The sequence below is a fragment of the Calothrix anomala FACHB-343 genome (assembly GCF_014696435.1).
GTDB classification, from domain to species: domain Bacteria; phylum Cyanobacteriota; class Cyanobacteriia; order Cyanobacteriales; family Nostocaceae; genus Aulosira; species Aulosira anomala_A.
In genome coordinates, this window is the sequence record NZ_JACJQG010000021.1 from 48,706 (window position 1) to 73,064 (window position 24,359).

General features: G+C 41.7%; 19 protein-coding genes. 5 read left to right on the plus strand and 14 right to left on the minus strand.

The genetic code is table 11. The features are described 5' to 3' along the window. Positions 1-89: 89 nt before the first annotated feature. From H6G08_RS14005 to H6G08_RS14030, 6 genes are all read right to left on the minus strand, one after another. The gene (locus tag H6G08_RS14005; RefSeq protein ID WP_190543348.1) at positions 90-2,459 is read right to left on the minus strand and encodes a 3-hydroxyacyl-CoA dehydrogenase/enoyl-CoA hydratase family protein; all 2,370 of its coding nucleotides are present in this window, start codon (positions 2,457-2,459) and stop codon (positions 90-92) included. A gap of 173 nt (positions 2,460-2,632) precedes the next feature. Next, positions 2,633-4,783 carry an AMP-dependent synthetase/ligase gene (locus H6G08_RS14010; protein WP_190543352.1) on the minus strand — a complete coding sequence of 717 codons (2,151 nt, stop codon included), beginning with the start codon at positions 4,781-4,783 and terminating at the stop codon, positions 2,633-2,635. Positions 4,784-5,263: 480 nt separating this feature from the next. Beyond that, entirely contained in the window at positions 5,264-6,163 is a 900-nt protein-coding gene (locus tag H6G08_RS14015; RefSeq protein WP_190543354.1) for an alpha/beta hydrolase, read from the minus strand. A 1,086-nt stretch (positions 6,164-7,249) separates the two neighbouring features. Further along, positions 7,250-7,852: a superoxide dismutase [Fe] gene (gene sodB / locus H6G08_RS14020; RefSeq protein WP_190543357.1), complete on the minus strand. Its 603-nt coding sequence runs from the start codon at positions 7,850-7,852 to the stop codon at positions 7,250-7,252. A 779-nt stretch (positions 7,853-8,631) separates the two neighbouring features. Next, positions 8,632-10,245, minus strand: coding sequence for a bifunctional pantoate--beta-alanine ligase/(d)CMP kinase (locus H6G08_RS14025; protein ID WP_190543360.1), 1,614 nt, complete (start codon positions 10,243-10,245; stop codon positions 8,632-8,634). A 221-nt stretch (positions 10,246-10,466) separates the two neighbouring features. Beyond that, positions 10,467-11,576, minus strand: coding sequence for a septal ring lytic transglycosylase RlpA family protein (locus tag H6G08_RS14030; protein WP_190543363.1), 1,110 nt, complete (start codon positions 11,574-11,576; stop codon positions 10,467-10,469). 1,065 nt (positions 11,577-12,641) lie between these two features. Here H6G08_RS14030 and glsA point away from each other — a divergent pair. Continuing rightward, positions 12,642-13,604 (plus strand): glutaminase A, encoded by a 963-nt coding sequence (gene glsA / locus H6G08_RS14035; protein ID WP_190543481.1) that lies wholly within the window; start codon positions 12,642-12,644, stop codon positions 13,602-13,604. Positions 13,605-13,611: 7 nt separating this feature from the next. Here the strand turns inward: glsA and H6G08_RS14040 are convergent, their stop codons facing one another. After that, positions 13,612-13,818 (minus strand): hypothetical protein, encoded by a 207-nt coding sequence (locus H6G08_RS14040; RefSeq protein WP_190543366.1) that lies wholly within the window; start codon positions 13,816-13,818, stop codon positions 13,612-13,614. Positions 13,819-13,893: 75 nt separating this feature from the next. On the opposite strand from H6G08_RS14040, the gene H6G08_RS14045 reads away from it, so the two are divergent. Next, positions 13,894-15,318 (plus strand): WGR domain-containing protein, encoded by a 1,425-nt coding sequence (locus tag H6G08_RS14045; RefSeq protein WP_190543369.1) that lies wholly within the window; start codon positions 13,894-13,896, stop codon positions 15,316-15,318. Positions 15,319-15,574: 256 nt separating this feature from the next. Here H6G08_RS14045 and H6G08_RS36915 read toward each other — a convergent pair whose 3' ends face one another. Together H6G08_RS36915 and H6G08_RS36920 are read right to left on the minus strand one after the other, a co-directional pair. Continuing rightward, entirely contained in the window at positions 15,575-15,847 is a 273-nt protein-coding gene (locus tag H6G08_RS36915; RefSeq protein ID WP_199322569.1) for a hypothetical protein, read from the minus strand. Between the two features lie 105 nt (positions 15,848-15,952). After that, positions 15,953-16,285: a DUF4336 domain-containing protein gene (locus tag H6G08_RS36920; RefSeq protein WP_199322570.1), complete on the minus strand. Its 333-nt coding sequence runs from the start codon at positions 16,283-16,285 to the stop codon at positions 15,953-15,955. 326 nt (positions 16,286-16,611) lie between these two features. Here H6G08_RS36920 and H6G08_RS14055 point away from each other — a divergent pair, with 326 nt between their 5' ends. After that, positions 16,612-16,794 (plus strand): hypothetical protein, encoded by a 183-nt coding sequence (locus tag H6G08_RS14055; RefSeq protein WP_190543502.1) that lies wholly within the window; start codon positions 16,612-16,614, stop codon positions 16,792-16,794. 231 nt (positions 16,795-17,025) lie between these two features. On the opposite strand, the gene H6G08_RS14060 is transcribed toward H6G08_RS14055, so the two are convergent. From H6G08_RS14060 to murC, 4 genes are all read right to left on the minus strand, one after another. Next, complete coding sequence (locus tag H6G08_RS14060; protein WP_190543372.1) at positions 17,026-17,511, minus strand: low molecular weight protein-tyrosine-phosphatase; 486 nt, start codon at positions 17,509-17,511, stop codon at positions 17,026-17,028. 173 nt (positions 17,512-17,684) lie between these two features. Next, positions 17,685-18,032: a YbaB/EbfC family nucleoid-associated protein gene (locus tag H6G08_RS14065; RefSeq protein WP_096646401.1), complete on the minus strand. Its 348-nt coding sequence runs from the start codon at positions 18,030-18,032 to the stop codon at positions 17,685-17,687. Positions 18,033-18,388: 356 nt separating this feature from the next. Further along, positions 18,389-19,390, minus strand: coding sequence for a UDP-N-acetylmuramate dehydrogenase (gene murB, locus H6G08_RS14070; protein WP_190543376.1), 1,002 nt, complete (start codon positions 19,388-19,390; stop codon positions 18,389-18,391). Positions 19,391-19,524: 134 nt separating this feature from the next. Continuing rightward, complete coding sequence (murC, locus tag H6G08_RS14075; protein WP_190543379.1) at positions 19,525-20,985, minus strand: UDP-N-acetylmuramate--L-alanine ligase; 1,461 nt, start codon at positions 20,983-20,985, stop codon at positions 19,525-19,527. A gap of 400 nt (positions 20,986-21,385) precedes the next feature. Here murC and nadD point away from each other — a divergent pair, with 400 nt between their 5' ends. Continuing rightward, the gene (gene nadD, locus H6G08_RS14080) at positions 21,386-22,003 is read left to right on the plus strand and encodes a nicotinate (nicotinamide) nucleotide adenylyltransferase (RefSeq protein WP_190543382.1); all 618 of its coding nucleotides are present in this window, start codon (positions 21,386-21,388) and stop codon (positions 22,001-22,003) included. Positions 22,004-22,130: 127 nt separating this feature from the next. Continuing rightward, complete coding sequence (locus H6G08_RS14085; protein WP_190543385.1) at positions 22,131-23,144, plus strand: type I glyceraldehyde-3-phosphate dehydrogenase; 1,014 nt, start codon at positions 22,131-22,133, stop codon at positions 23,142-23,144. A 111-nt stretch (positions 23,145-23,255) separates the two neighbouring features. On the opposite strand, the gene thiL is transcribed toward H6G08_RS14085, so the two are convergent. Then, complete coding sequence (gene thiL / locus H6G08_RS14090) at positions 23,256-24,269, minus strand: thiamine-phosphate kinase (RefSeq protein WP_190543388.1); 1,014 nt, start codon at positions 24,267-24,269, stop codon at positions 23,256-23,258. Between the last annotated feature and the right edge of the window lie 90 nt (positions 24,270-24,359).

The window sequence follows — 24,359 nt, forward strand, 5'->3', positions numbered from 1 at the left end:
GCGCCTTTGCGGTTCGTTATGAATTTTTTTAAACGAACCACGAAGACACGAAGATCGCAAAGAGAAGAGGGTTTGAAAGGGTTTTTGCGCTAGTTTCTGAGAGGTTTTTTGGTTTTCAAAGTATGTGCAAATCTTTCTTGGGTTTTTGGTTGGTGTAATAGTGGTAAAAAGGACTCTCTTTCCAATTTCGATAAATAATCCTCATCAACCAACGCTGGCGCAGTTAATTCCCCTCCAGTCATCACATACGCCAAACGACTAGCTAAATAATGGTCATATTCAGAAATATAACCGCCCTGCTGCATCACATACGCCGCGTGTTCCAACATCGCCCGCGCTTGACGCCCTAACACCATGATGGCATTACGTTCTGTAGGTGGTGTATAACCTATCCTATCCAAACACAGCACTTCCTCTTTCGCCACAGATAAAAGCCTGTCGGAATTCATCACAATTTTGGTTGTGGGCGAAAGGTAGCCTAATTCTTGTCCTTCATAAGCGCTACTAGAAACCTTCGCCATCCCAATGGTTTCAAACACTTTCCTGAGGAAGGGTTGAATATCTTGGGGTGATTCACTAGCGGCTTTGTCATTAGCCCAGGTAACCATGCGCATAATCCCACCAGCGCCAGGAATTAAACCTACACTGAGTTCTACTAATCCAATATAAGTTTCTGCTGCTGCTACCACATGAGGACAAGCTAAAACTAATTCACAACCTCCGCCTAAAACTCGCCCCACAATCGCTGCAACAATTGGTTTGGGGAAATATTTAATCCGTTGGAGTAATGCTTGGAATTTGACGATTAAGTCAGCAATACCTTTACCGTTATCTGTTTGCGCTAACATAGCCATTTCTGCCAAATTCGCGCCACCGGAGAAGTTTGCACTTTCATTTCCAATGACTAATCCCCGGTAATCGCTGTTCTCTATAATATCTAAGACTTGAGCTAATCCTTCTACAACTTTTAAAGTTAGCGTATGTCCTTTGGAATGAAATTCGTACAAAACGACTCCATCGCCCATATCTAACAAAGAAGCTTCCGAGTTTTCCCACAAGATATTTTTGGTATCTTCTTTGATAGCTGATATCAGAATTTCGTCTGTTGGCGCTTTTGGTTGTTCGCTAATACAAACAGCACAGGCTTCAACTACTTTTTGTTCAGCCCAGGATAGTCTATCTTTGCGATAGAAACTATGTACGCCATTATCGTGCATCTTTTCTACCCACTCTGGCACAGATATATCCGCCGCTTTCATGTCTGCTAATACAGTCTCAAAACCGAGGATATCCCAAATTTCAAAGGGGCCGAGTTCCCAACCAAAACCCCAACGAATCGCCCTGTCTATATCTGCGGGTTTATCGGCTATTTCGGGAATGCGACGGGCGCTATAACCTAATATTTCTAAGGTGGATTGACGGAAGAATTTACCTGCACGACCAGGATCGTGGTAGAGTTTGCGGAGGCGATCGCCTAAATCACTAATTTTCCCAATCGCTTCAATATCCCCTAAATCTAACGGTTTCGCGGCTTCATAAGCTAAAGTCGTCGGATTAATCGAGAGAATTTCCTTACCTTGCTTTTTGTAAAATCCTTGACCTGTTTTTGCCCCTAACGTCCCAGTTTCTACGAGTTTTTTCATTAACGCTGGTACTCGCAAAACCTCCCGGCTTTCATCGTCGGGAATAGCTGGGTAAAGGTTCCTAGCCACATACATTAATGTATCTAATCCTACCAAGTCAGCCGTGCGGAATGTCGCTGATTTTGGTCGTCCGGCGATGACTCCTGTTAACGTATCAATTTCTTCTATTGTATAACCTTGCTCAGTCACACCCTTAATCCCCAACATCGTTGCATACATCCCGATGCGGTTAGCAATAAAGTTGGGTGTATCTTTAGCTACCACTACACCTTTACCCAGGTGTATCCTACCGAACCATTGCATTCTTGCGAGGATTTGCGTATCAGTATCCGGTGTAGGAATTAACTCTAATAATTTGAGATATCGAGGAGGATTAAAAAAGTGAGTACCTAAAAACCGCTGACGAAAAGCTTCTGAACGCCCTTGAGCAATTTCATTGATGGGTAATCCACTAGTATTAGTAGACACCACCGCATCATCCCTAATTGTACTTTCAATTCGCGCCATCAAATCTTGTTTAATAGCGAGATTTTCTACAACAACTTCAATTACCCAATCAACATTAGCAATGCGGTGAAAATGTTCGTCAAAATTGCCTAAAATAATGCGACGGGCTGTTTTTTCTGTAAATAAAATTGGCGGAGATTGCTTGAGTGCTTTTTTAAAAGCTGTTTCTACAATCTCATTTTTATTGCCACCTTTAGCCGCAATATCTAATAATTGAACTGTTAAACCAGCATTCGCTAAATGGGCGGCGATTTGAGTTCCCATCACCCCCGCACCCAATACTGCGGCTGTTCGGAACGGCTTAAACATACATCACCCTTCCTATTTGAATTTTAGATTTTAGATTTTGGATTTTGGATTGAATTAACTACCTAACTCTCAAAAAATCATAGTACTCAGCCAAAAACTCTCTATAACTCTCTTAACTTCGCGCCCTTTGCGTACTTCGCGGTTCGTTTCTTAATACCCTTCCCCACTAAGCATTACGAATTAAGAGACTGCGCAAACGTAGGACAAGAAAAAGTCTGATTAGCTGGACATAAATCATTTATTTGTTCTATTGTGACATTTCCCGCCCTTGCTGCCCTCTTTTCTTCATACATTGCATTAATTTCTTGAGCAAACACCTCTAAAATTTTGACCCTATTTACCTCCTGAGTTGATGTCAACATACCATTCTCAACAGTCAGGTTAAAATTAATAAGCTGGAATCGTTTTACATTCGACCAATACGGTAAATGACAATTCGCTTCATCGACTAACGCTTGATATAAAGCGATAATACAAGGATGTTGCAGCAACTCTTCAGTTGATACATCAATTCCACTAGCTATAGCCTGCTGATGTAAATTTTCTAAATCTGGAAAAATCAGCATCGAACAAAACTTACAATCAGCGCCTACAGTCACAGCGTGGGCTATTAACGGAGATATTTCCAGCTTGCTTTCTATGGGTTGGGGTGTGACATACTTACCTGTAGAAAGTTTAAATCGGCTTTTCTTTAAGCCAGTAATTTTGAGAAAACCGTCAGGGGTAAATTCTCCTAAATCGCCTGTATGTAACCAACCTTGAACATCAATTAATTGCTGAGTAGCTGCTGTATTTTTGTAATAACCTTGGGTATTGTAGGGACTTTTCGTAAGAATTTCCCCATCTTCAGCAAGAGTAACTTCTACACCTGCAATGGGTACGCCTACGGTTCCTGCACGGTTGTATTGACTGCGATTACAACTTACTGCTGAACTGGTTTCTGTTAAACCATATCCCTGTAAAATCTTGATTCCCGCAGCCGCAAATAAATTTACAATCTCTGGTTTTAAAGCTGCACCTCCACTAATTAAGTATTTAATATTCCCACCAAAAACAGCACGCCATTGGGAAAATACAAAACTATCTGCTACTTTCAACATCAAAGCATCGTGATGTTGTAATTTTTTACCCAATTCATATTTTTGAGCTAATTTTACTGCCCATTTCATCATCGATTGGGATATGGGAAGATAAAGTTGTCTGGCGGAAATAGCGTTACGAGAAGAGAGTAAATGCGTTTTTAAGTTTCTTCCCGTTGTAGATAATTTTAAAGTAGCTTCTCGTAGGTTAGAAAGTGCTGTTTTCGCCTCCCTTGCAGTGGGAAACCTAAAGGGTAAGATGGTAACGCGCTGATGTGGTAAATTTTCTTTTACTTTTTTACTCGGTTTTGGGTGTTTATCTCCTACGTCTATCAACTTTGCATAAACCTTTTCTAAGAGTAAAGGTACGGTAGCAAATATTGTTGGCTGAACTTCTTTCAGGTGTTTTAATACCCTATTGGCATTACTGAAGTAAATACTGTGCCCATAGTTAATATGACCGTAAACAAAAACACGAGCTAAAACATGAGTTAATGGTAGAAAGGAAAGAATTACCTCCTGAGAACCAAATTTTAAATCGGGAATACCTGTAAACATTGCGAGTGCATTTGCAGAGAGATTTTCATGGGTGAGCATTACCCCTTGCGGTTCTCCTGTAATTCCCGGAATGTAAATAATAGTTGCTAAGTCATCAGCGATGATTTTGGCTTTGAGTTCTTTTATTCTAAATTCTGAATTTTTATCTCTACCTTGAGAGCGAATTTCATCTAATGAAAATACTTTCATCCCTATTTTATGTTGTTGATGCCAATCATCAGACACATCAGCAACTATGATTGTCTGGAGATGAGTTGTATTTTCTAAATAAGGCAGAATTTGCGCTAGCAATTCTAAATTAGAAATAATCAGCGCCTTTGCTTCTGTGTGCTGCAAGATGAAAATAATATGTTCAATTGTTTGGGTTAAATCAATTGGCACATTTACCAAACCTGCGAGTAAAGAACCCATATCAGCAATGCAAAATTTGACATCGCTGTGCATAAGTAAAGCAATACAATCCCCTGCTTTTAGCTCCAAATCCAGCAAGCCTAACGCCAATTCCGCCGCAGCCGTGCGCAATTCGTGGTTAGATAAAGGTTGCCAGCCTGTATCTGTAAACTGGTTGAAAGCGCTAGAGTTAGGAAAGCGATCGCACGCTTCATCTAATAACGAAAGCAAAGTTCGCCCTAAAATTACCTCTCCAGTATTAGGAGGCGCTCTATAAGTCTTATTTGTAGATAACATTTGATTAAAGAAGAATCTATCACTCTTCCCCTCGTTATCAGTTATCAGATGTTTTATTGGCTATTTTCTGATAACTATGCTTTTGTCAATCAACAGGCTTGAATCTCAAGTTTGGTGAATAACTCATAATTCAAAAATGCCAGCGTTACTCTGTCACTAAGCCTCCGCTTTTATCTGAATTACCAGCCTTCACCCTCACAGGATATCAGTCTGATTGAATAATCTATTCTCTTGTTTTATTTCAGCCAAATAAATGCCAGACGAGGTAATGTCTCAGATGCCGACTTTTGATACCTAACGCCTGAAGACTGCTAAATTTACCCTTTCAATTTGATTCTATTAAAGACAGAATTATCGGCTTTTAAGACATTTGGCTATTACAGAGCCATTGCCTTAAACTCTACTTTTCTGTACTAATAATAATGTAGAACATGCTGGGGATCAACGACAACCTTTGTATCTTTTTCGCAAAGAAACACATTACCTGGTGAAATTCTCTGGCTGCAAGGTAGGTATTTTTATCATACATCTAGCGGATGGATTGCCTATTTCTGCTTCTAAATGCTTTTCTAGCCAATTCACCAAATCTCCTAGTACTTTTTGGTAATTAACCTCTAGGTGAAAGTCGTGATAGTCCCCAGGATATTCATAGCATTCTTTATCTGGTAAGCTGACTTTTTGGAAAAACGCCATGCTACCTTCTGGGGGTGTAATGGAATCGGCGCTGCTATACATAATTAACAAGGGAACTTGTAATTCACTAGCATGGCTTTCTACCCATTTTTCTGTTGCGAAAAACTCTGCCGCTAGTCTAGCAGTGCCATATTCGTGGCGTAATGGATCTTGAGTATGAATTACATTTGCACTATGTAACTTAGAGTTTTTATCCAGACTCACTTTCAGGCTAAAGTTAGGCCAGACTTGGGAAAGCATTCGCCCTAATGCAACTTGTAGCACCGGGAGGTTAACTTTTCCCAAAGCTGGTGCTGTTAAGACTAGCCCTTGCAAACTTTGGGGAAAGCGTAAAGCATAGTCTACTGCGATCGCAGCTCCTAAACTATGACCCCACAAAAAACACGCACAACTCGGCCCTCGTTCCTGAATTCTGGTTAAAAAGGTATGTAAATCTTCTCGTAACTCAGCCCAGGAATTAATATGTCCTCGTTGCCCAGGCGATCGGCCATGTCCCCGCAAGTCAAAAGCGTAGGTAGCATAACCTCGCGGGAGTAAATGCTGTACTGCATCCACAAATAAACCGCTATGCGCTCCAAATCCGTGGACTATGGCAATAATCGCTCGTAATTCCCCCTCTGGCTGCCAACTTTGGTAATAAAGGTTAAGCCCTCCTGCTCCCGTGAAGGTGCCTTCGATATGTGTCATTGCTGTACCTACCAAATGCGTTTTTCTATGTTTTGAAAATCTATGTCTCAAGACGCAATTGGAGATTGTTAGCTCTATAGGAATCTGATTTGATTTGGTGAAAATATGCCTATTTGTCAGATTTTTCGGGTAAGCAATACCCAAAATATGCGGTTTTAGATAGCATTACCCATCCGAATACGGATACTTCAAAAATCAACTATGAATCCTATAGTTTCTGTGATTAGTAATTTTAATTATGTAGTTAGCACTCAATCGCTAATTACAAATTATGAAAAATAATCCATCTATACTTAGCCAGAACTTTGCCAATCAATAGATATTATTTCGCTCCTGAATCTGTACTTTTAGGGGCTGGATAATATTATGGGATTGTAGTTCAACTAAGTACAAATGCTGGTATAAACAATCTACGTTTTGAGACCTTGAATCCAAATTGATCCAGCAATTTGTCAGGCCTCAAGAGCTAAGTTTCAAAAGTCTTTGTGCATCTTTTTATATTGTATTAATTCTATTCCAGTCAGTTGGAAGTCTCAACAATTATTAGTGCTTACATTAGTGGCACATCAATATATTCTAGAGGGCATGGCATTGTCCACCTGTGTCAACTTAAGTTCTCTGGCTTACCCAACAAATCGCCCACAGGCTGTAAGCCTGGGGCTAACGCTACAAAGCCCACCTTTGTGGGCTAAGAAAATTCAGCCCACGCAGGTAAGCTCATGTTCAATTAGCCGCACCCTTACAGGGTGACGGCGGTTTATTGGGTAAGCGAGGGGTTGAGAGTGAGGACAAAACTTTGCAACCAAAAGGGTTTCGCGTTAAGTTGACACGTATGGGCATTGCCATACCCCTACCATTTGTTGCATTCTTGTTTCAAATTTGGATAAAAAGCCTTATTAATAAAACTAATAGCTTGGATTGAGCTACAAACCCTAACATTTTCAGGGGTTTTTTGGGTTTACATCCTGTAAGCTCAACCTTGTAGCCTAAGAAAAGCAGTAGGGGTTTAGCAATGCTGAAACCCCTACTGCTTGGTATATTTACCTGAAAATGTCCTGACGGAATAATTTATGCTTGGCTCTAAACTTAGGCTTTAGCTAAATTTTCCGCAGCAAAGTCCCAGTTGACTAATTGCTCAAGGAAGTTTTTGATAAATGCAGGACGAGCATTTCTGTAGTCGATGTAGTAGGCATGTTCCCAAACATCTAAGGTGAGAAGTGCTTTTTGTCCGTAGGCTAGGGGATTCTCTGCGTTTGGTGTTTTGATTACTTTCAAAGTACCACCATCATCAATCAACCAAGCCCATCCACTACCAAACTGAGTTGCAGCAGCGTTGGAGAACTCTTCTGCAAATTTCTCGAAGCTACCAAAATCTTTATCGATTTTATCGGCTAGTGCGCCGGAAGGTTGACCGCCACCTGCTGGTTTAAGTGAGTTCCAAAAGAAGGTGTGGTTCCAAACTTGCGCTGCGTTGTTAAAAACTCCTACTTTAGAAGCATCTTTAAAAGTGGCTTTGATTACTTCTTCTAGGGATTTATCCGCAAGTTCTGTACCGTCGGTAAGCTTATTGAGGTTATCTACATAAGCTTTGTGGTGTTTGCCATAGTGATACTCGAAAGTCTCAGCTTTCATGCCATACGGCTCTAGTGCATTAAAGTCGTAGGGTAGGGGGGGCTGTTGAAATGCCATTGTGTAAAATCCTCTCTGTACCGGTTTCCAGTTTACAGCTATTTAGAAGCTTAGGAAATTGCAGGTTTTGTTTTGATTAGTTTCATGCTCTTCATATTGGAACATAAAACTTAACATCGTCATTCTACTACCAAAGTGAAAATTAAAACACCAGGCTTCTCAAATTAGTTAAATCCCCAGTAGGGCTGGGGGGAATTCCCAAATTGCTCGCAAAAAGTTTGTCAAGACAAAAAACCATCGTGGTTAATTTCGCACAATTGTCCCACCTTTTTTGAGTCAGGGATTGATGGACGATTTTGCTGGGTGTAGAGAAAAAAAGCCCAGATTCCATAAGTAGGCAGCAGCCACAAACTTTCACTAAAACAGCTATTTGCTGGGTGTGCCTGAAAATATGGGTATTTTTTTGTATGAAGATTCATTGACTGAAATGATAATAATTTATCTATAGGAATCAGATGTAATTTTGGCAAAAATTTCTCGATCTAGAATATGGCAATGCCCACCATGTCTTAGTTTTGGTGGGCGCTGCTATTACATTTAGCTAATTTTTGTAGTTGAAAAACTTCTCGCTTAAGTAGGAAATATTCAATAATGTGAAAATCAGTCTTTAGTTAGATGTATTAATTATAAAATTAAAAATTTTTAAATATAAAAAGCTTGATAAAAAAAACTAATGCTAAAGCGATCGCACTCAAGTTTTTGAAGTGCAACTTTTCAGAGTGGTGAGTGGGTGCTAAATCACTCACCTCTGTACATCCACATCAGCAATTAACAAAAAATTACAGGGATGAGGTTTGAGAGAACAGTTGTTGACAATAGCTAACGATTTTATCTGTGACTTCAGAGATGCTGAGGCCATCGGTTTGAATTTCCATCGCATCTGCGGCTTTTTGTAAAGGTGAAACTTTGCGCGTGCTATCTTTCCAGTCACGTTCAGCAATATCTCGCTCCAACTGCTCTAGACTGACTTCCGGCTGATTTTGTTTTTTAAAGTCTTGCTGTCTGCGACGAGCGCGTTCGCTGACAGAAGCGGTTAAAAATATTTTCACTTCTGCGTCGGGGAAGACATGGGTACCAATGTCTCTACCTTCAGCGACTAAACCACCTCTTTTACCCCAGCTTTGCTGTTGTTTAACTAAGGCTTTGCGCACAGCACCTTGAGCTGCGATCGCGGATACTTTAGATGTGACTTCAATGGTGCGAATTTCTTGGGTGACATCGCTACCGTTAATCCAAACCTGAACGGGGGATTGTAAATTTTGGCTGGGAGTTAATTTAATTTCGCAAGAACTAGCTAATTCTGCGATCGCGCATTCATCGTCTAGGGGAATATCATTTTGCAGTACAAGCCATGTAACAGCACGATACATTGAGCCAGTGTCTAAATACACCAGACCTAATTTATTAGCGACTTGCCGAGCAACTGTAGATTTTCCGGCACCAGCAGGGCCATCTATGGCGATAATCGGCAGGCGATCGGACAACAAAATGTTGTCAATCAGCCTTGTAGAACCCATCCGAGCTGCGATCGCGAGCATTCCTTCCTCCTGAACTTTTACTAAAGACATCAATGTAGTTGGCTCAACCAATTCAATATATTCCACTAAGACATTACTGACCATTGCTACTTCTTGCTGCACTGCGGCGATCAGCTGACTGCGATTGCGCACCCCTGACTTAAAAATAGCCTCAGCCTTTTGTAAGCCGCGATATAACACCGCAGCTTGCTGTTTTTGAGTTGCAGTCAAATATTGATTGCGAGAACTTAAGGCCAAACCAGAGGCTTCTCGCACCGTTGGACAAGCAACAATCTCTATGGGAAAATTCAGATCTGCCACTAAGCGTTTAATAATCGCTAGTTGCTGACCATCCTTTTGCCCAAAGTAGGCTCGGTCAGGCTGCACCAAGTTGAAAAGCTTGGTCACAATCGTGGCCACACCTTGGAAGTGCCCTTGCCGAAACCCACCACACAAGCCTGTTATCATAGCAGATGGAGGGATTACTTGTGTAACCTTAGCTTCTTGTATACTCTTCTGTGGAACACCCATTGCTTCCGGAGTGGGCGCAAAAATTACGTCTACCCCAGCTTGTTCGCACAGTTGCATATCTAGCTCTAAAGTCCGGGGATAGCGATTAAAATCCTCATTTGGGGAAAATTGCAGTGGATTAACGAATATGCTGACAATTACTGTAGAATTTTCTTGCCTAGCTCGTTGAATCAAGCTTAAATGACCAGCGTGTAAACCTCCCATTGTCGGCACTAAACCAACAGCAGTCCGCTCCCAACTAGTCATTTCATCTAGCACTACATCATCTAAAACCGCACAATTTTTTTCTGAGCGGCGTTGAGTTAAATAGCAGCTTAAAGCCGCAACTGTTGTCAGCAGGCGCACAAAATACCCCTAGTTTTTCTTGTCTCTCCCCCGTTAGTTTATATCTGAAATAGGGGGCAAAGATGTTTAACTAGGGGAATTTCCGTGAGAGTTGATCAAAACTCGAGTGTAGGCAGTGAAAGGCGGTGAGGCAATTGGGTTGAATAATTTTGACGGGTAAGGGATGAAGTATAACGTAATTTCATACTTCACCCTTGAGTTACCACTCATGAAGCTGGTTGTTATCTTCCCAAAACCTCAATTTTCACTGGTGCAACGCCACTACCCATCATCCCTAAAACTCGCGCCGCGCCTGCGGAAACATCAATAATTCGACCCCGAATGTATGGGCCCCGGTCGGTAATAGACACCACGACAGAACGACCATTGCGGGTGTTAGTTACGCGAACTCTGGTACCAAAGGGTAAGCTACGGTGAGCAGCTGTCATTCCTTCGGGATTAAATCTCTTACCACTGGCAGTGCGGCTACCAGAACCATCATATCCATACCAGGAAGCTATGCCACGCAGGGTGATTCTTCCAACACGAATGGCGGCTTGGGCAATTTGTTGTGGCTGCTTCGCTATTGATAAGGGGGAATTGGGTAAATTGTTAATCTCGCTGATGGGGGAAGCATTACCGATGAGTCTGCGCATCCGGTTAGCTGCTTGCAATGCATCTTGGGCGAGGTTGTTTGTAGAATCGGCTAGGCGGGTATTATCATTGAGTTCCACCAATTCTTGACCATTGACATTGATGGTATAGCGATCGCCTTTTTGTTGGGAGTCAGCAGCTTTATTTTGGGGTTGATCGGCAAGTTTTGCTTCGCTGCTTCCTGTCCAACTTACGCTAATTTGGCTAGCGTCTAAGTTTTCCCGATACATCTGGTTAATTTTTGCTGCTATTACACCAGCTCGTTGTACCGGGTCATCTGATGTCGCAGTGATTTGGTTACCTACATCCGAAATATTGCCAATGCTGGCTACCTTGGTGGCGTTGCTAGCAATAGGGGCGTACATTTGCACGCCCCCAGAATTTCCCATAACGCCGACTTTACTATCAGCACTAGCTGAAGGTAACGAACTCAAAAAGGTAAGCACAGGAATATTTCGGATGAAAAGGGTTGCCGCCTGGCGACCTGCAATGCTGTGAGCGTGAATTTCTGCGATCGCAGCATCAGCAGTCTGTTTCCCTGCGAGGGATTGATACTCTCCTACCTTGACAACATCACCTGCTGTCGATTGTGGGGAAGCTAGCGCATTTCCCTTGGTAGTTTGCGTGCGACCGACTGAGGGCATCCCAAAAACAGTCAGAAACAGGGCGACAATAGTCCACAAATGTCTTTGATTCATGCGTCCGATTTTTAAAGCGACTCTAGAACAGAAGTTTTACGGTTCGTCGGATTTTGCACCACTGAACGTGAGTAACCCTACAACTCGAACTCGTTCCGCTTTCACTTTTTTGTTCATAACTGCAACAGACTAACACGAACTTTTGAGCCTGGGGATCAGGGAATTAGCGTAAGTCTTGGTAACTTTAGCAAATTTTTGTATCGTTTTCAAGGCTCAAACCTTTCTCAAGTGCGGATTTCAACTATGTAACGTTTTTTTTGATAAGTCATACTTTTTTTATGGAAAATTAACATTTTTGGCGTCTCAAATTGAATTTTTAGACTGCAAATTTTACTCAAATATTGATTCTGTATGTATTTTTCTGTGCTCCTATAATCAACTAAATAAACTTTAAAGAAAAAATAACTTTAAAGTTTAGTTATTGGGAATAATTACTTAATATTAGTATTTTATTAAATCTTTACATAGCCTTTTAAGCATTCTGTAACAAGAGTTACAGCTTTCCATTCAAAAAATAGCAGTCTCTCATTAGATATTGTAATAGTTACTTTTGTTACAAATGTTTATCTAAAAGCAACATAGATAGTTTTTGCTATTGGTAAAATAAGGTACTTTAAGTATTTGTACTTTTAAGTGATTGTAACCAAAAAATATGCATGTGTTATTTGTTACCGAGTAAGCGGCTGTATCAACGGAAATAACACAAAACTTATTGGTCAATGGTCATTTGTCAATCGTCATTTGTCAATGGTCAATGGTCAGTAGGGGCGAATTTATGCGATCGTCATGGATATTTGAGGATATTTGTGAACCCGCCCGTACAGTTATCAGTTGTTTGAGCGACAGTCAATCGTCAAGTGTCAACCGTCAACAATTTACGCATAAGGGACTTCCAGAAAATAAATTATCCAATTTACTCAGATAATATTTTTATTCCTCCCCCTCTCCCCCTGCCCCCTGCTCCCTGCCCCCCTGCCTACGCAGCGATGGGATATTTTTTTAGTTGGAAGTCCCTAAGCCCTATAGTTGATTGAGTATGATTTTTTAGAACCAACTGTAGGTTTCATGGCAACTCAAGGAGATTTAGAAACAGTCCTGTTACCGTTATTAGAAGTTATCAAGGACTTGCATTCCCAGTACCAGTCACTCAAGGAAGGTACAGTAGCAAACTACATTCCCGAATTAGCAAAGGTAAACCCCGACTTGTTTAGCATCTGTATTGTGACGGTAGATGGTCAGATTTACGAAATTGGCGATTTAGAACACCTATTTACAATTCAGTCTATTTCCAAAGTGTTTGCATACGGACTGGCCCTTGAGGATCATGGAAGAGATTATGTGTTGACTAGGGTTGGGGTGGAACCAACAGGAGATGCATTCAATGCCATTATCCTAGATGAACAGTCAAATCGGCCATTAAATCCAATGGTAAATGCTGGGGCGATCGCGACTACTAGTTTAATTAAAGGTGCTGGTGCCACCGAACGCCTCAACCGGATGTTAGATATGTTTAAACGCTATATCGGTCATGATGTGTTCGTAGATATTTCTGTGTTCACCTCAGAACGCAGTACTGGACATCGTAACCGCGCTATGGCTCATCTCATGCTGAATTTTGGCATGATTGACCAAAATATAGAAGAATCCTTGGATCTTTACTTCCAGCAATGTGCGGTGATGGTAAATTGTCGCGATTTAGCTGTAATGGCGGCGACTTTGGCGAATAAAGGTATTAACCCCATTACTCAGGAACAAGCAGTTAAGAAAACTTATATTAAAGATATTCTCAGCGTCATGTACACCTGCGGTATGTATAATTTTGCGGGTGAATGGGCTTATAAGGTGGGGATTCCGGCTAAAAGTGGAGTTTGTGGCGGTATTCTGGCTGTTGTTCCCCAAAAAATGGGAATTGCTGTCTTTTCACCTCCATTAGATAGAAGGGGTAACAGCGTCCGGGGGGTTAAGGTATGTGAAGAACTTTCCCAACGGCTAGGGTTACATCTATTTGAATGTTCTGAGAAAGGTTGAATAGTATTTACTGTTGACGGTTGACGGTTGACGGTTGTACAGACGCGATTAATCGCGTCTCTAACAACTGACAATTGACTAAATAAGCGATCGCATTATTCAGCAGGTAGGTTGGGTTGAGGAACGAAACCCAACATTTATCCGGACGTTGGGTTTCACTTCGTTCAACCCAACCTACGAAATTGACCATTGACCAAATAAGCGATCGCATCATTCCGCATTTTTTCAAGTAATATTTATAACAAGTCTAAAATATAAATTTTAAATTTTATTTAAGCGAGAAAGTGCTATGTCGGAAGAAAAGACTTATTTAGAGCTTTCGGAGGCGGATGGCGGTGCCCATAAATTTTATGAAGTTATCGTTAAAGATACGCAAGTTAGTATTCGCTATGGTCGTATAGGCGACAAGGGACAAACGCAGACGAAAACTTATCCCACCCCAGATAAAGCCAAAGCTGACGCGAACAAAAAAATCAAAGAGAAATTAGCTAAGGGTTACGAACATGCGGTGATGGGTGTGCGCCAAAAGCGTTCCGTTACCCGTCGCGCTGTTACCAGTACTGCATCTACAGCGAAACAAGCGCCAATTCTTTGGAAATTTAACTCTAATTCCGCAGCTTTTGGTATTTTTATAGATAGCGATCGCTGTTGGTTAGGTAATCAAGCAGGTCAAGTCTTTGCACTCAATCACCAAGGTAAAGTAATTAATCAGTTCAAGCTACCCGATGGTGTGAAGTGTTTAGTCGCTGATGATATTTGGATTTATGCTGGCTGCGATAATGGCAATGTCTACGACCTTACAGGTAAATTACCGCGAGTCGCCTACGAAATTGACGAAAATGTCGATATTTATTGGCTAGATATCAAAAATGGCTTGTTAGGCGTTTCTGATGCTAACGGTGGTGTCACCATTATCGATCATGATGATGAATCACAATGGACTCGTTTAAGTCAAGGCCAATATGGTTGGATGGTACGCTGTGACGAAGTTGGTATTTATCACGGTCATAGTCAAGGCGTGACTATGTATGATGTTCAAGAAGGGCGAGTGCTGTGGCAGCAAAAAACTGGTGGTAGCATATTATTTGGTTGGCAAGAAGCATCAACCGTTTATGCAGGTGCAAGCGACCAGAAAATTTACAGCTTTAGTAAAAAAGGTAAAGCTGGCGCAGTTTATAAATGCGATGCGTCTGTTTACTCTTGTGCTACCGCGCAGGATGGGAAGTATGTATTTGCGGGTGATAGCAGTTCTTCGATTTACTGCTTTAACCAATCAGGGGAACGTTTGTGGAAACTAGCGACTGATTGCGGTTCTGCTTTATCGATGCAGTTTTTTGATAATTGTATATATATTGTCACTACCGATGGTGCTTTAGCTTGTATTGATACGAGTGAAGCAGCGATTCAAGCCGCACAAGGGGGGACAATTCCCCAAGCTGCGATTATTAAAGCACCCACTACAGAAGGTGCTGCACCTTCATCTGTGGTGGAAACCACAACAGATACCAGCCAAGGTGTCATTGTGGAATGTTATCGGGAGGGAAGTAAACTGCGGGTGCGGGTTGTTTCCCCAGGATATAACCCCAATTGGAAAGTACAGTTTCCTAAAGATATTCGTCAAGAAGGACAGCGTTATCTCGTCCAAGAAATTCGCGAGTCAGCTAGCGGTGGATTTTATCGCGCTTACGGTGATATTAAAAAAATAAGTTCTTAGTGAGGGCTGAAGCACCTGTGTCAACTTAACGCGAAACCCAGTTACCACAAGGAGCTAAAGTTCCTTGCTCATAGCCAAAGTCATCTGAAGATGACTTGATAAGCTCAAAATCTTGAGTCTACTTGAGTAGACTTGGGCTATGAGCCTGAGAATTCATTCTCAGGCGGGTGACGCTTGTACAGAGGCTATTTTTAGCTGAAATTGACACCTATGGGCAATGCCATGCCCCTACAATTTTCAAATTGGTATGAGATGATTATAAGGATATTTCTAAAAACCACTCATAACCTGCTTTGAATAAAGGTTTAGCATCTCGTTCAATGATGCTGCCATGTGCCATAATGATGCGTTCAAAATCCCAAGTGAGAATTTGTTGTATGGAATTTTGAACTTTGACTTTATCTTGAGTAGCAAATTTTTCTAATAATGATGGGCGTAGTTGTTTATAAGCACCTAACATTTTGGCGATGAACTTTGTCCTTGGTGTACTTTGATCGTCAAAATGAAAAACTAGATCTGTGACAATCAAAGTCCGGCTTTTTTGATGAAAAAAGACACATTCATTCAGAGGTGAAAATCCTCTGATATCTAATGTATTGAATCCTTGTATTAATACATAATCAACTCCATCAAGTTACTGAATTATCTGATTGCTAATAATTTGATCGATTTGCAAATCTGGGCGTTTGCGCTCCATTCCAGATACTGCCCAAAGTTTGCCTTGGGGATAGTAACGCTGGAATTCAGCCGCAAATAAATGATGGTATAAGTTAGGAACGACTATGTAAATGATTTCTCCCAATTTATTGAGATTGCTGATAGTTTCGTTATCTATCTGAACTGGGGAAATTACCATTAATTGATTGCGGCTGAGGCGGATCGCCGTCATCTTTGTTCCTACTTCTAAGCCAAAATATTTTAAGGGTTGTTCCGCTACCCATAAATCAGTAGCAATTGCTTTGAGCATTATGGATAATTAATCAAAATTGCTGCCAGCTGTAGTAAAGACAAGCCAAACTACCTACTAGATAAACTAGCCAAGTGCCAAAATTTTCTGGAGTTCCCTAAATAATTGGGTTGTGAAGCTACTTCGGCTGTAGATGCACCGTGCCAATAGTCAACAGTCAATAGTCAACAGTCAATAGTCAAAAGGATAAGACATCAAGGCTTGTGACTGTTTGAAATGGTAGCCTTATTTACGCCGTGTTGTAGCAATTCTTTAGGCAAAAACAACAGCGATCGCTCGCTGGAAAATTTTCGCTATAGTCTAATTTTAGGGTTACAAGTAGCGATATGAACTCAATTATGGTTATCCGCCCCTACAAATATGATGATATTTGGGTATTCGATGACGATAAGGTTGGTTTGGTACGCGAACCCTTTGTAGCAGGTGCAGATAAAATTATCGATCGCTTAGTAGCTCATATCCCAATTAATTGGGGGAGGGAAGGGAGACAAGGGAGACAAGGAATTTGAGATTTTGCGAAAAGTTGAGCCAGTGCGTTCCTGTCGCTTTGCATCGGAAAGCACCTAGCGTCACCAGATAAGGCTTCCTTATATCTGTTAGCGAAGCTATGCCGTTGGCGAAGCCTCTCGAAGAGAAGGCTTTACGCTGCGCTAACAGATATAAGCCGGCGCTCCGACTTTTCGCAAAATCTCAAATTGTTTCAATGCCCAATACCCTATGCCCAATGCCCAAATTAGCACTTAATTGTTAAGTTCTTGACTAAGAATATTATTCAGTAGACCTTCACAAGCATCAACTAATAAATCGATAACTTGGTTAAATCCTTCTGGGCCCCCATAATAGGGGTCTGGTACTTCTTTGAGAGTATGGCGAGAACAAAAATCACACATTAAACGGACTTTATGGTGATATTGCTGCGATGGATCGAGCATCAAGATATTCTCATAATTGTCCCGATCCATCGCCAAAATTAAATCAAAGTCTTGAAAGTCTGATTTAAGAAACTGACGAGCTTGACCGCGCAGTTTAATGCCTAACTTTTGATTCGCTGCGGCACTCATGCGTCGGTCAGGTGGGCTACCAATGTGATAACTAGATGTACCGGCAGAGTCACAGATAATACTATCGCTTAACTCAGCCTGTGCAATCAGGTGATTCATGATATTTTCTGCCGATGGCGACCGACAAATATTACCCAGGCAGACAAAAAGTAATTTGTAGGGCATAAATATCTTTTGTCATTTGTCCTTAGTCATTTGTCATTTGTCCTTAGTCGGTTGCCATTTGTTAGAGACGCGATTAATCGCGTCTGTACAGTTGTCAGTTGTCCGGGGAATCATTAATTGTTGATTCTTGACTACTGACCGTTGACTATTGACCAATGACCAATGACTATTGACTAAAATCCCGGTAGCTCTAGTCCACTGGTCAAATCTTCCATGCGTTCGCGCATTGTAGCTGTGGACTTGTTGTAAGCGTCTTTCATCGCTACTGTTACCAAATCGGACAGTACATCTGCACCTTCGTTGAGAGCTTCAGGAGAAATTTCTACACGTTTGGGTTCTTGGTTTCCACTGACCACTACTTTGATCAGACCACCGCCAGCTTCTCCTTGAATTTCCATTTGCTCCAATTCTTCTTGAAGCCGCTTGGCACCTTCTTGAACTTGCTGTGCTTTTTTGAAAGCTTCAGCTAGTTCTTTCATTTTACCTAAGCCGAAACCAAAACCCTGTCCTTTTCCTGTCATAATCAATAGTCCGCGTGTGCGTTCAATAACAAATCAAATTCAATTATAGATGCGGTCGGCAAATTGCCTCTTTTTTTACTCATAATTAGTGAATGGGCATGGGGGATGGGGCATTGGGCATTGAAAACAATTTTGGATTTTAGATTTTAGATTTTAGATTAGAATCCAAAAGACTCTCGTGGACTCGCTCTAAGCAAATTTATGCTGTTATCGCAAATCGTTCGACTGAGCGCTCACGACGAAGTCTCAGATCTAAAATTCCTTGTCTCCCTTGTCCTTCTTGTCCTCCTTGTCCTGTTTCCGATTGTGTCGGTTTCACAGCTAGCTGTGCAATTCGCCTCTAGTATCCCAGATGCTTATCCACAAGCTGCTTGAAATTCTCCCAGCATTTTTACTTCTGGCTCTAACCAAATTGACCACTGGTCTTGGACTTTGTGCTGAATATGGCGAATGAGGGAGAAGATATCGCTAGCTTTTGCCCCACCACGGTTAACTATAAAATTGGCGTGGAGTTGTGCTACTTGCGCACCACCAATTTGGAAACCTTTTAAGCCAGTTTGTTCAATTAACCAGCCTGCAGAGTGAGGTTTGGGATTGCGGAAAACGCTACCACAACTGGGGAAGTTATAAGGTTGGGTGCTGAGTCGATGCTGTTTGTGCTGTTTGGTAACTGCAAAAACTTTTGCTGGATCTGCACCTGGACGCAGTTGGAAGGTTGCTTGGGTAACTATGCGATCGCTTCCCTGCAATAATGAAGTCCGATAGTTATAACCTAACTCTTGTGGGGTGAGTGTTTCTATGGTGCCATTAGGTAAGAGTACCTGAGCGCTGACTAACATATCTGCAGTACAGCTATTGTGGGCCCCTGCATTCATAACTACAGCACCCCCAACTGTTCCCGGTATGCCTACCGCCCACTCTAGTCCTTCCCAACCTAAGTCTGCGGCTTGCCATGCTAAACTGGGAATCGATTCGCCTGCGGCTACGGTTAATTGACCGGTTTGCGGGTCAAAATAACTCTGTCTCATATGGCGAGTAGCAATTACTAAACCTGGTAAACCGCGATCGCTAACTAATAAGTTAGAACCAGCACCTAGTACTGTTACGGGAATACCACGTTCTCTAGCATACTTTAACCCTGCTTGCAATGCCTCTATATTGCGGGGGGCAATATACAATTGTGCTGCGCCACCTACCCGATAGGATGTGTACGCAGACAAAGACGCCTGGGACTTGATTACACAATCAGTGCCAGGCAAATATATTACCGGACTTTCAGAGGTATTCGGTTTTTCCTGTTTCTCTGTACTCAATGTAGAAACTGTGCAGACGCTGCCATCTGCCTGGAAGGTTGTCATTTTTAGGTAAATTTAGTGAAAATTTTACATTGATTTGCCGTAAATCTACGGCTATACTATGAAATTTTTATGAAACTGTGACAAATTAAGTAGACACGAGTTTCAAAAAAATGAAACGTTGAGCGTGTGATTACTTAAGATGTTGCTTTTGCTGGTTCGCAAAGTGTCGCAATGATTTCAGGAATAGTCTGATTCAAATTTCCAGCACCAAGAAATAGTGCTAAATCTCCAGGACGCAAAGTTTTGAGTAAAAATTCACCAACTGCAGGTAATGTAGGTTGATAAACAACCTGTGGGTGTTGTTGAGAAACTGCTGCTGCCAATAGTTCACCACTGATTTGTCCTAAATTAGGTTCTCCAGCACTGTAAATATCAGTCAGTACTACCAAATCAGCATGAGTAAAGGATTCAGCAAATTCTGCCAAAAATGTCATTGTACGGCTATAGCGGTGGGGTTGGAAAATCGCCACCACTCTTTGCCCTGGTCTAGCTTGTAAGCGTGCTGCTGCTAAGGTAGCACGAATTTCACTAGGATGGTGAGCATAGTCATCAATGAAGGTAATACCATCTACTTCACCTCGGAATTCAAAGCGCCGTCTTGCGCCTTCAAAGGTGGCAATACCTTTGGCAATTTCCCCAAATTCTAAGCCTAATAATCTACCTACTGCTACAGCTGCTAGGGCATTGCTAAGATTATGACGCCCTAGTAAGCGTAAATTCAACATCCCTAAGGCTTTACCTTTTTCCCAAACTAAAGCTGTAGTCCCATCAGCGCGATAATCAATATTCGTGACGGTATAGTCAGCGTTAGTATCTGGGTGCAGACTATAACTAATGGCTGGTTTGAGGCGATCGCGCACTGTGGCACAATCTATACTACCTATCAAGGTCTGACAACCACTCGCAAACTCTTGGAAGATATCAACGACTTCCTCTAATGTTTCATAGTGGTCGGGATGATCCAGTTCTATATTGGTAATAATCCCGATTGCTGGGGCATGTTTTACCAAAGAACCATCAGATTCATCTGCTTCCGCTACAAGATACTTACTGTTTCCTAATCGCGCATTACCTTCCCAAGCATTTACTTCACCACCGACAAGAATCGTCGGATCTAAACCAGCTTTTAACAGCATATAGCCAATCATGCTACTGGTTGTAGTTTTGCCGTGAGTACCCGCTACAGCAATGCTGTGATAATCGGCGATTAAGGCAGCTAGTACATCTGAACGATGTAAAATTGGGCAACCTAATTCTAGGGCAGCTTTGTATTCTAAATTATTATTGTTAATTGCTGTTGAACAAATTACTTGCGGGAGTGTTGAGCTAGCCGCATTATGAGATTCTGCTTGTGAGTTTAATCCTACTCCAGAAGCCACAAGAGGGCGAAAGAATTCTAAATTACTGGCTTCTTGTCTGCTAAAAATATGAGTTCCGATAGATTCTAACTTATGCGTAATGTGATTTGGACGCAAATCGGAACCTGATACTGGCAACTGTCTTTTGGCGAGAACATAAGCCAGTGCTGACATTCCTATACCGCCGATGCCAATGAAATGAAATGGTCTACCGCTAAAATCTACAGAATTATTCATTGATTACTCCTCTTAACCACACCACACCATAATCACAAATGACACGCGTATCATAACAGGAATTGGATTTTTACTGTAACTGCTCCTGTATATATTTAATTTTTGTAATTTCGTTGATTTTGCTCCTTGGTTTTTTTGCTTCAGAATGATTTTACCTTTGTTAGAGGTTTTTACTATTTCTGAACTGTATCTTATGTCTATTCTGAAAATTTCTGCCACATCGGGAAAGAAATTCTTGTAATGAGAAATACATATTTTTGTTGTCCTGAGTGAAATTGGCGAAAACGCTACGTTTTTGTGAAACTGCTTTTAAATTAAATAACGCTGAAGGTTGAATTGACTACAATAGTACATTGATAGTGAAACTTCTTTAAATTGAATATCACCTGAATTTAACTTGATGCAGCAATTAGCAATTTTTGGTGGCACATTCGATCCAATTCATTGGGGACACCTACTTATAGCGGAGACAGCGTTGCATCAAGTACCTGTAGAACAGATAATTTGGGTGCCATCGCTTAATCCTCCACATAAACAAGCAGTTGCATTTGAGCATCGTTTAGAAATGCTGAAATTAGCTACAAAAGATCATCCTAAATTTACGGTTTCAGCAATTGAGGTAAATCGCCCTGGAACATCTTATGCCATCAATACACTAATTGATTTATCTGCTACTTATTCTCATATCCACTGGTACTGGATTATTGGCTTGGACGCATTCCAAACTTTACCCCGTTGGTACCGTGGACAGGAATTAGCTCAGATGTGTGATTGGTTAATTGCACCCCGATTCCTAAGTGGTGAGACTATAGCTCAAAGTGAGTCAATCTGCAAGCGAGTAGAGCAAGAACTGAGAAATCAGTCTGTAAGCATTCGCTGGCAATTACTGCATATACCATTGGTAGGAGTTTCGTCAAGTAACATTCGTCAACTAATCCAGACAAATCAATCGATTCGTTATTTAGTTACTGAGCCGGTGAGGATATACATCACCGCCCACAACCTTTACAGAAAATAAATCTGAATAAATTATGTGTTTTTTTTCAAGATCTAACACTCTATGGTTATTAATGCTCCCCCCCTTTGCGATATGATTGGGGTCAACGATATAAACTTATAGGCATAAATACAGAGGGCAAGACACTGTGATTAGAGTCGCAATCAACGGTTTTGGGCGGATTGGACGTAACTTTGCACGCTGCTGGGTTGGTAGACAAAACAGCAACATCGACCTTGTCGCTATTAATGACACATCTGACCCTAGAACTAATGCTCACCTGCTGAAGTATGACTCCATGCTAGGGAAGTTAAAGGATGTTGACATTACAGCCGATGATAATTCAATCATCATTAACGGTAAGACCGTTAAGTGCGTATCCGATCGCAATCCAGAAAACTTGCCCTGGAGAGATTGGGGAATTGACCTAATTATCGAAGCCACAGGTGTTTTCACCAGCAAAGAAGGAGCGCTCAAGCACGTTAATGCTGGAGCCAAAAAAGTTTTGATCACTGCTCCTGGTAAAAATGAAGATGGCACCTTTGTTGTTGGCGTCAATCATCACGATTACGACCACAACAAACACCACATCATCAGTAATGCTAGCTGTACCACCAATTGCTTGGCTCCAATTGCTAAAGTTTTAAATGAAAAATTTGGGATCATCAAAGGTACGATGACCACCACTCACAGCTACACAGGTGACCAGCGCTTGCTAGACGCTTCTCACCGTGATGTCCGCCGTGCTAGAGCCGCAGCCATCAACATTGTACCTACCTCTACTGGTGCAGCCAAGGCAGTAGCATTAGTACTTCCAGACCTGAAAGGCAAACTCAATGGTGTTGCCTTACGTGTACCTACCCCAAACGTCTCAATGGTAGATTTCGTAGTCCAGGTTGAGAAGCGTACTATTACTGAAGAAGTTAACCAAGCCTTAAAAGATGCCTCCGAAGGGCCACTCAAAGGTATTTTGGATTACAGCGAACTACAACTAGTTTCTTCCGATTACCAAGGTACTGATGCTTCTTCTATCGTTGATGCTAGCTTGACTATGGTTATGGGTAATGACCTAGTTAAAGTCATGGCTTGGTATGACAACGAGTGGGGTTACAGCCAGCGCGTTCTCGATTTGGCAGAACTCGTAGCTGAGAAATGGCAATAAATTAGTCATTGGTCATTGGTCATTAGTCATTAGTTATTGAACAACTGACAACTGACAACTAACTCTTGTACAGACGCGATGAATCGCGTCTCTAGCGTCTCTAACAAAGAACTAAAAATGCTGAAATCCCTGGCTAAGAGTTAAAACTTGGTCGGGGATTTCTGCATTTTCGTGATGTAATAGTACTGATGTTCCTGATGTAATGGTGCCAATAATTGCTGCATTTTCTCCGAGTTGTTGAACTAATGCAGATGCTTGATATTGTGGCAAACACAGTACTAATTCAAAATCTTCGCCGCCATATAAGGCATAATTTAGGGCTTGTTCTGGAGTTAGCCAATTATTAAAAGCTGCTGGTAAAGGTATTTGCTTGGCTTCGAGGATAGCGCCAAGGTTACTAGCACGGCAGATTTGTAATACAGCATCAGCTAAACCATCGCTGCTGTCCATCCCCGCCACAGGAATTATCGATGGGCAAATTTCCCAGAGGATGGGTAGGACATCTAATCGTGGCTTTGGACGCTGGTGTGAGGCGATTAAAGCCGCCTTTTCTGCTTCTTTAAGGTTTTGACATATTTGGGGATTTAAGAGCAGTTCTAAGCCCGCACGGGAGGCTCCATGAATACCTGTAATTGCGATCGCATATCCCACTTGGGCAGCAGAACGGCGGATAATGCGATCGCCATCGGCTTGACCAAAGGCGGTAATTGATAAAGTTACAACAGGCGATCGCACAATATCACCACCAACAATTGGCGTATTGTACCTTTGCAAGCATTGGGTCATTCCCTGGTACATACGCTCAACCCAATCGACACTAGTATCCTCCGGAAGCCCTAATCCGACAGCGATCCCTAAAGGAGTTGCACCCATCGCCGCCAAATCTGATAAATTAGCCGCCGCCGCCCGCCAACCTGCATCTTCTGGGGAAGTAGTAAGATTACTAAAATGCACGTTATCGACTAAAACATCTGTCGTCACTACCAAAGATTTTCCAGGTGTAGTGACAAGTACGGCTGCATCATCGCCAATCATTTCTTGAGGACAAAAGCGCTGTAATTTGGCTAACAATCCTTGTTCGCCAATATCTTTCACTCGCAAGGAAGATAACTCATTATTTGCCATTGCTATCCCCTAAATTTACAGCCTTTGCCATCGTCAAAGTTTTGATAAATTTGTATTATCAGGGCTAAAGCCCAAACTACTAATTCTTCT

What these genes read in the sequence shown, in the direction of transcription:
- H6G08_RS14005 (WP_190543348.1), bottom strand. Translation starts at nt 2,459, where the DNA reads ATGTTTAAGCCGTTCCGAACAGCCGCAGTATTGGGTGCGGGGGTGATG.
- H6G08_RS14010 (WP_190543352.1), bottom strand. Translation starts at nt 4,783, where the DNA reads ATGTTATCTACAAATAAGACTTATAGAGCGCCTCCTAATACTGGAGAG.
- H6G08_RS14015 (WP_190543354.1), bottom strand. Translation starts at nt 6,163, where the DNA reads ATGACACATATCGAAGGCACCTTCACGGGAGCAGGAGGGCTTAACCTT.
- sodB (WP_190543357.1), bottom strand. Translation starts at nt 7,852, where the DNA reads ATGGCATTTCAACAGCCCCCCCTACCCTACGACTTTAATGCACTAGAG.
- H6G08_RS14030 (WP_190543363.1), bottom strand. Translation starts at nt 11,576, where the DNA reads ATGAATCAAAGACATTTGTGGACTATTGTCGCCCTGTTTCTGACTGTT.
- glsA (WP_190543481.1), top strand. Translation starts at nt 12,642, where the DNA reads ATGGCAACTCAAGGAGATTTAGAAACAGTCCTGTTACCGTTATTAGAA.
- H6G08_RS14040 (WP_190543366.1), bottom strand. Translation starts at nt 13,818, where the DNA reads ATGATGCGATCGCTTATTTGGTCAATGGTCAATTTCGTAGGTTGGGTT.
- H6G08_RS14045 (WP_190543369.1), top strand. Translation starts at nt 13,894, where the DNA reads ATGTCGGAAGAAAAGACTTATTTAGAGCTTTCGGAGGCGGATGGCGGT.
- H6G08_RS36920 (WP_199322570.1), bottom strand. Translation starts at nt 16,285, where the DNA reads ATGCTCAAAGCAATTGCTACTGATTTATGGGTAGCGGAACAACCCTTA.
- H6G08_RS14055 (WP_190543502.1), top strand. Translation starts at nt 16,612, where the DNA reads ATGAACTCAATTATGGTTATCCGCCCCTACAAATATGATGATATTTGG.
- H6G08_RS14060 (WP_190543372.1), bottom strand. Translation starts at nt 17,511, where the DNA reads ATGCCCTACAAATTACTTTTTGTCTGCCTGGGTAATATTTGTCGGTCG.
- H6G08_RS14065 (WP_096646401.1), bottom strand. Translation starts at nt 18,032, where the DNA reads ATGACAGGAAAAGGACAGGGTTTTGGTTTCGGCTTAGGTAAAATGAAA.
- murB (WP_190543376.1), bottom strand. Translation starts at nt 19,390, where the DNA reads ATGACAACCTTCCAGGCAGATGGCAGCGTCTGCACAGTTTCTACATTG.
- murC (WP_190543379.1), bottom strand. Translation starts at nt 20,985, where the DNA reads ATGAATAATTCTGTAGATTTTAGCGGTAGACCATTTCATTTCATTGGC.
- nadD (WP_190543382.1), top strand. Translation starts at nt 21,386, where the DNA reads ATGCAGCAATTAGCAATTTTTGGTGGCACATTCGATCCAATTCATTGG.
- thiL (WP_190543388.1), bottom strand. Translation starts at nt 24,269, where the DNA reads ATGGCAAATAATGAGTTATCTTCCTTGCGAGTGAAAGATATTGGCGAA.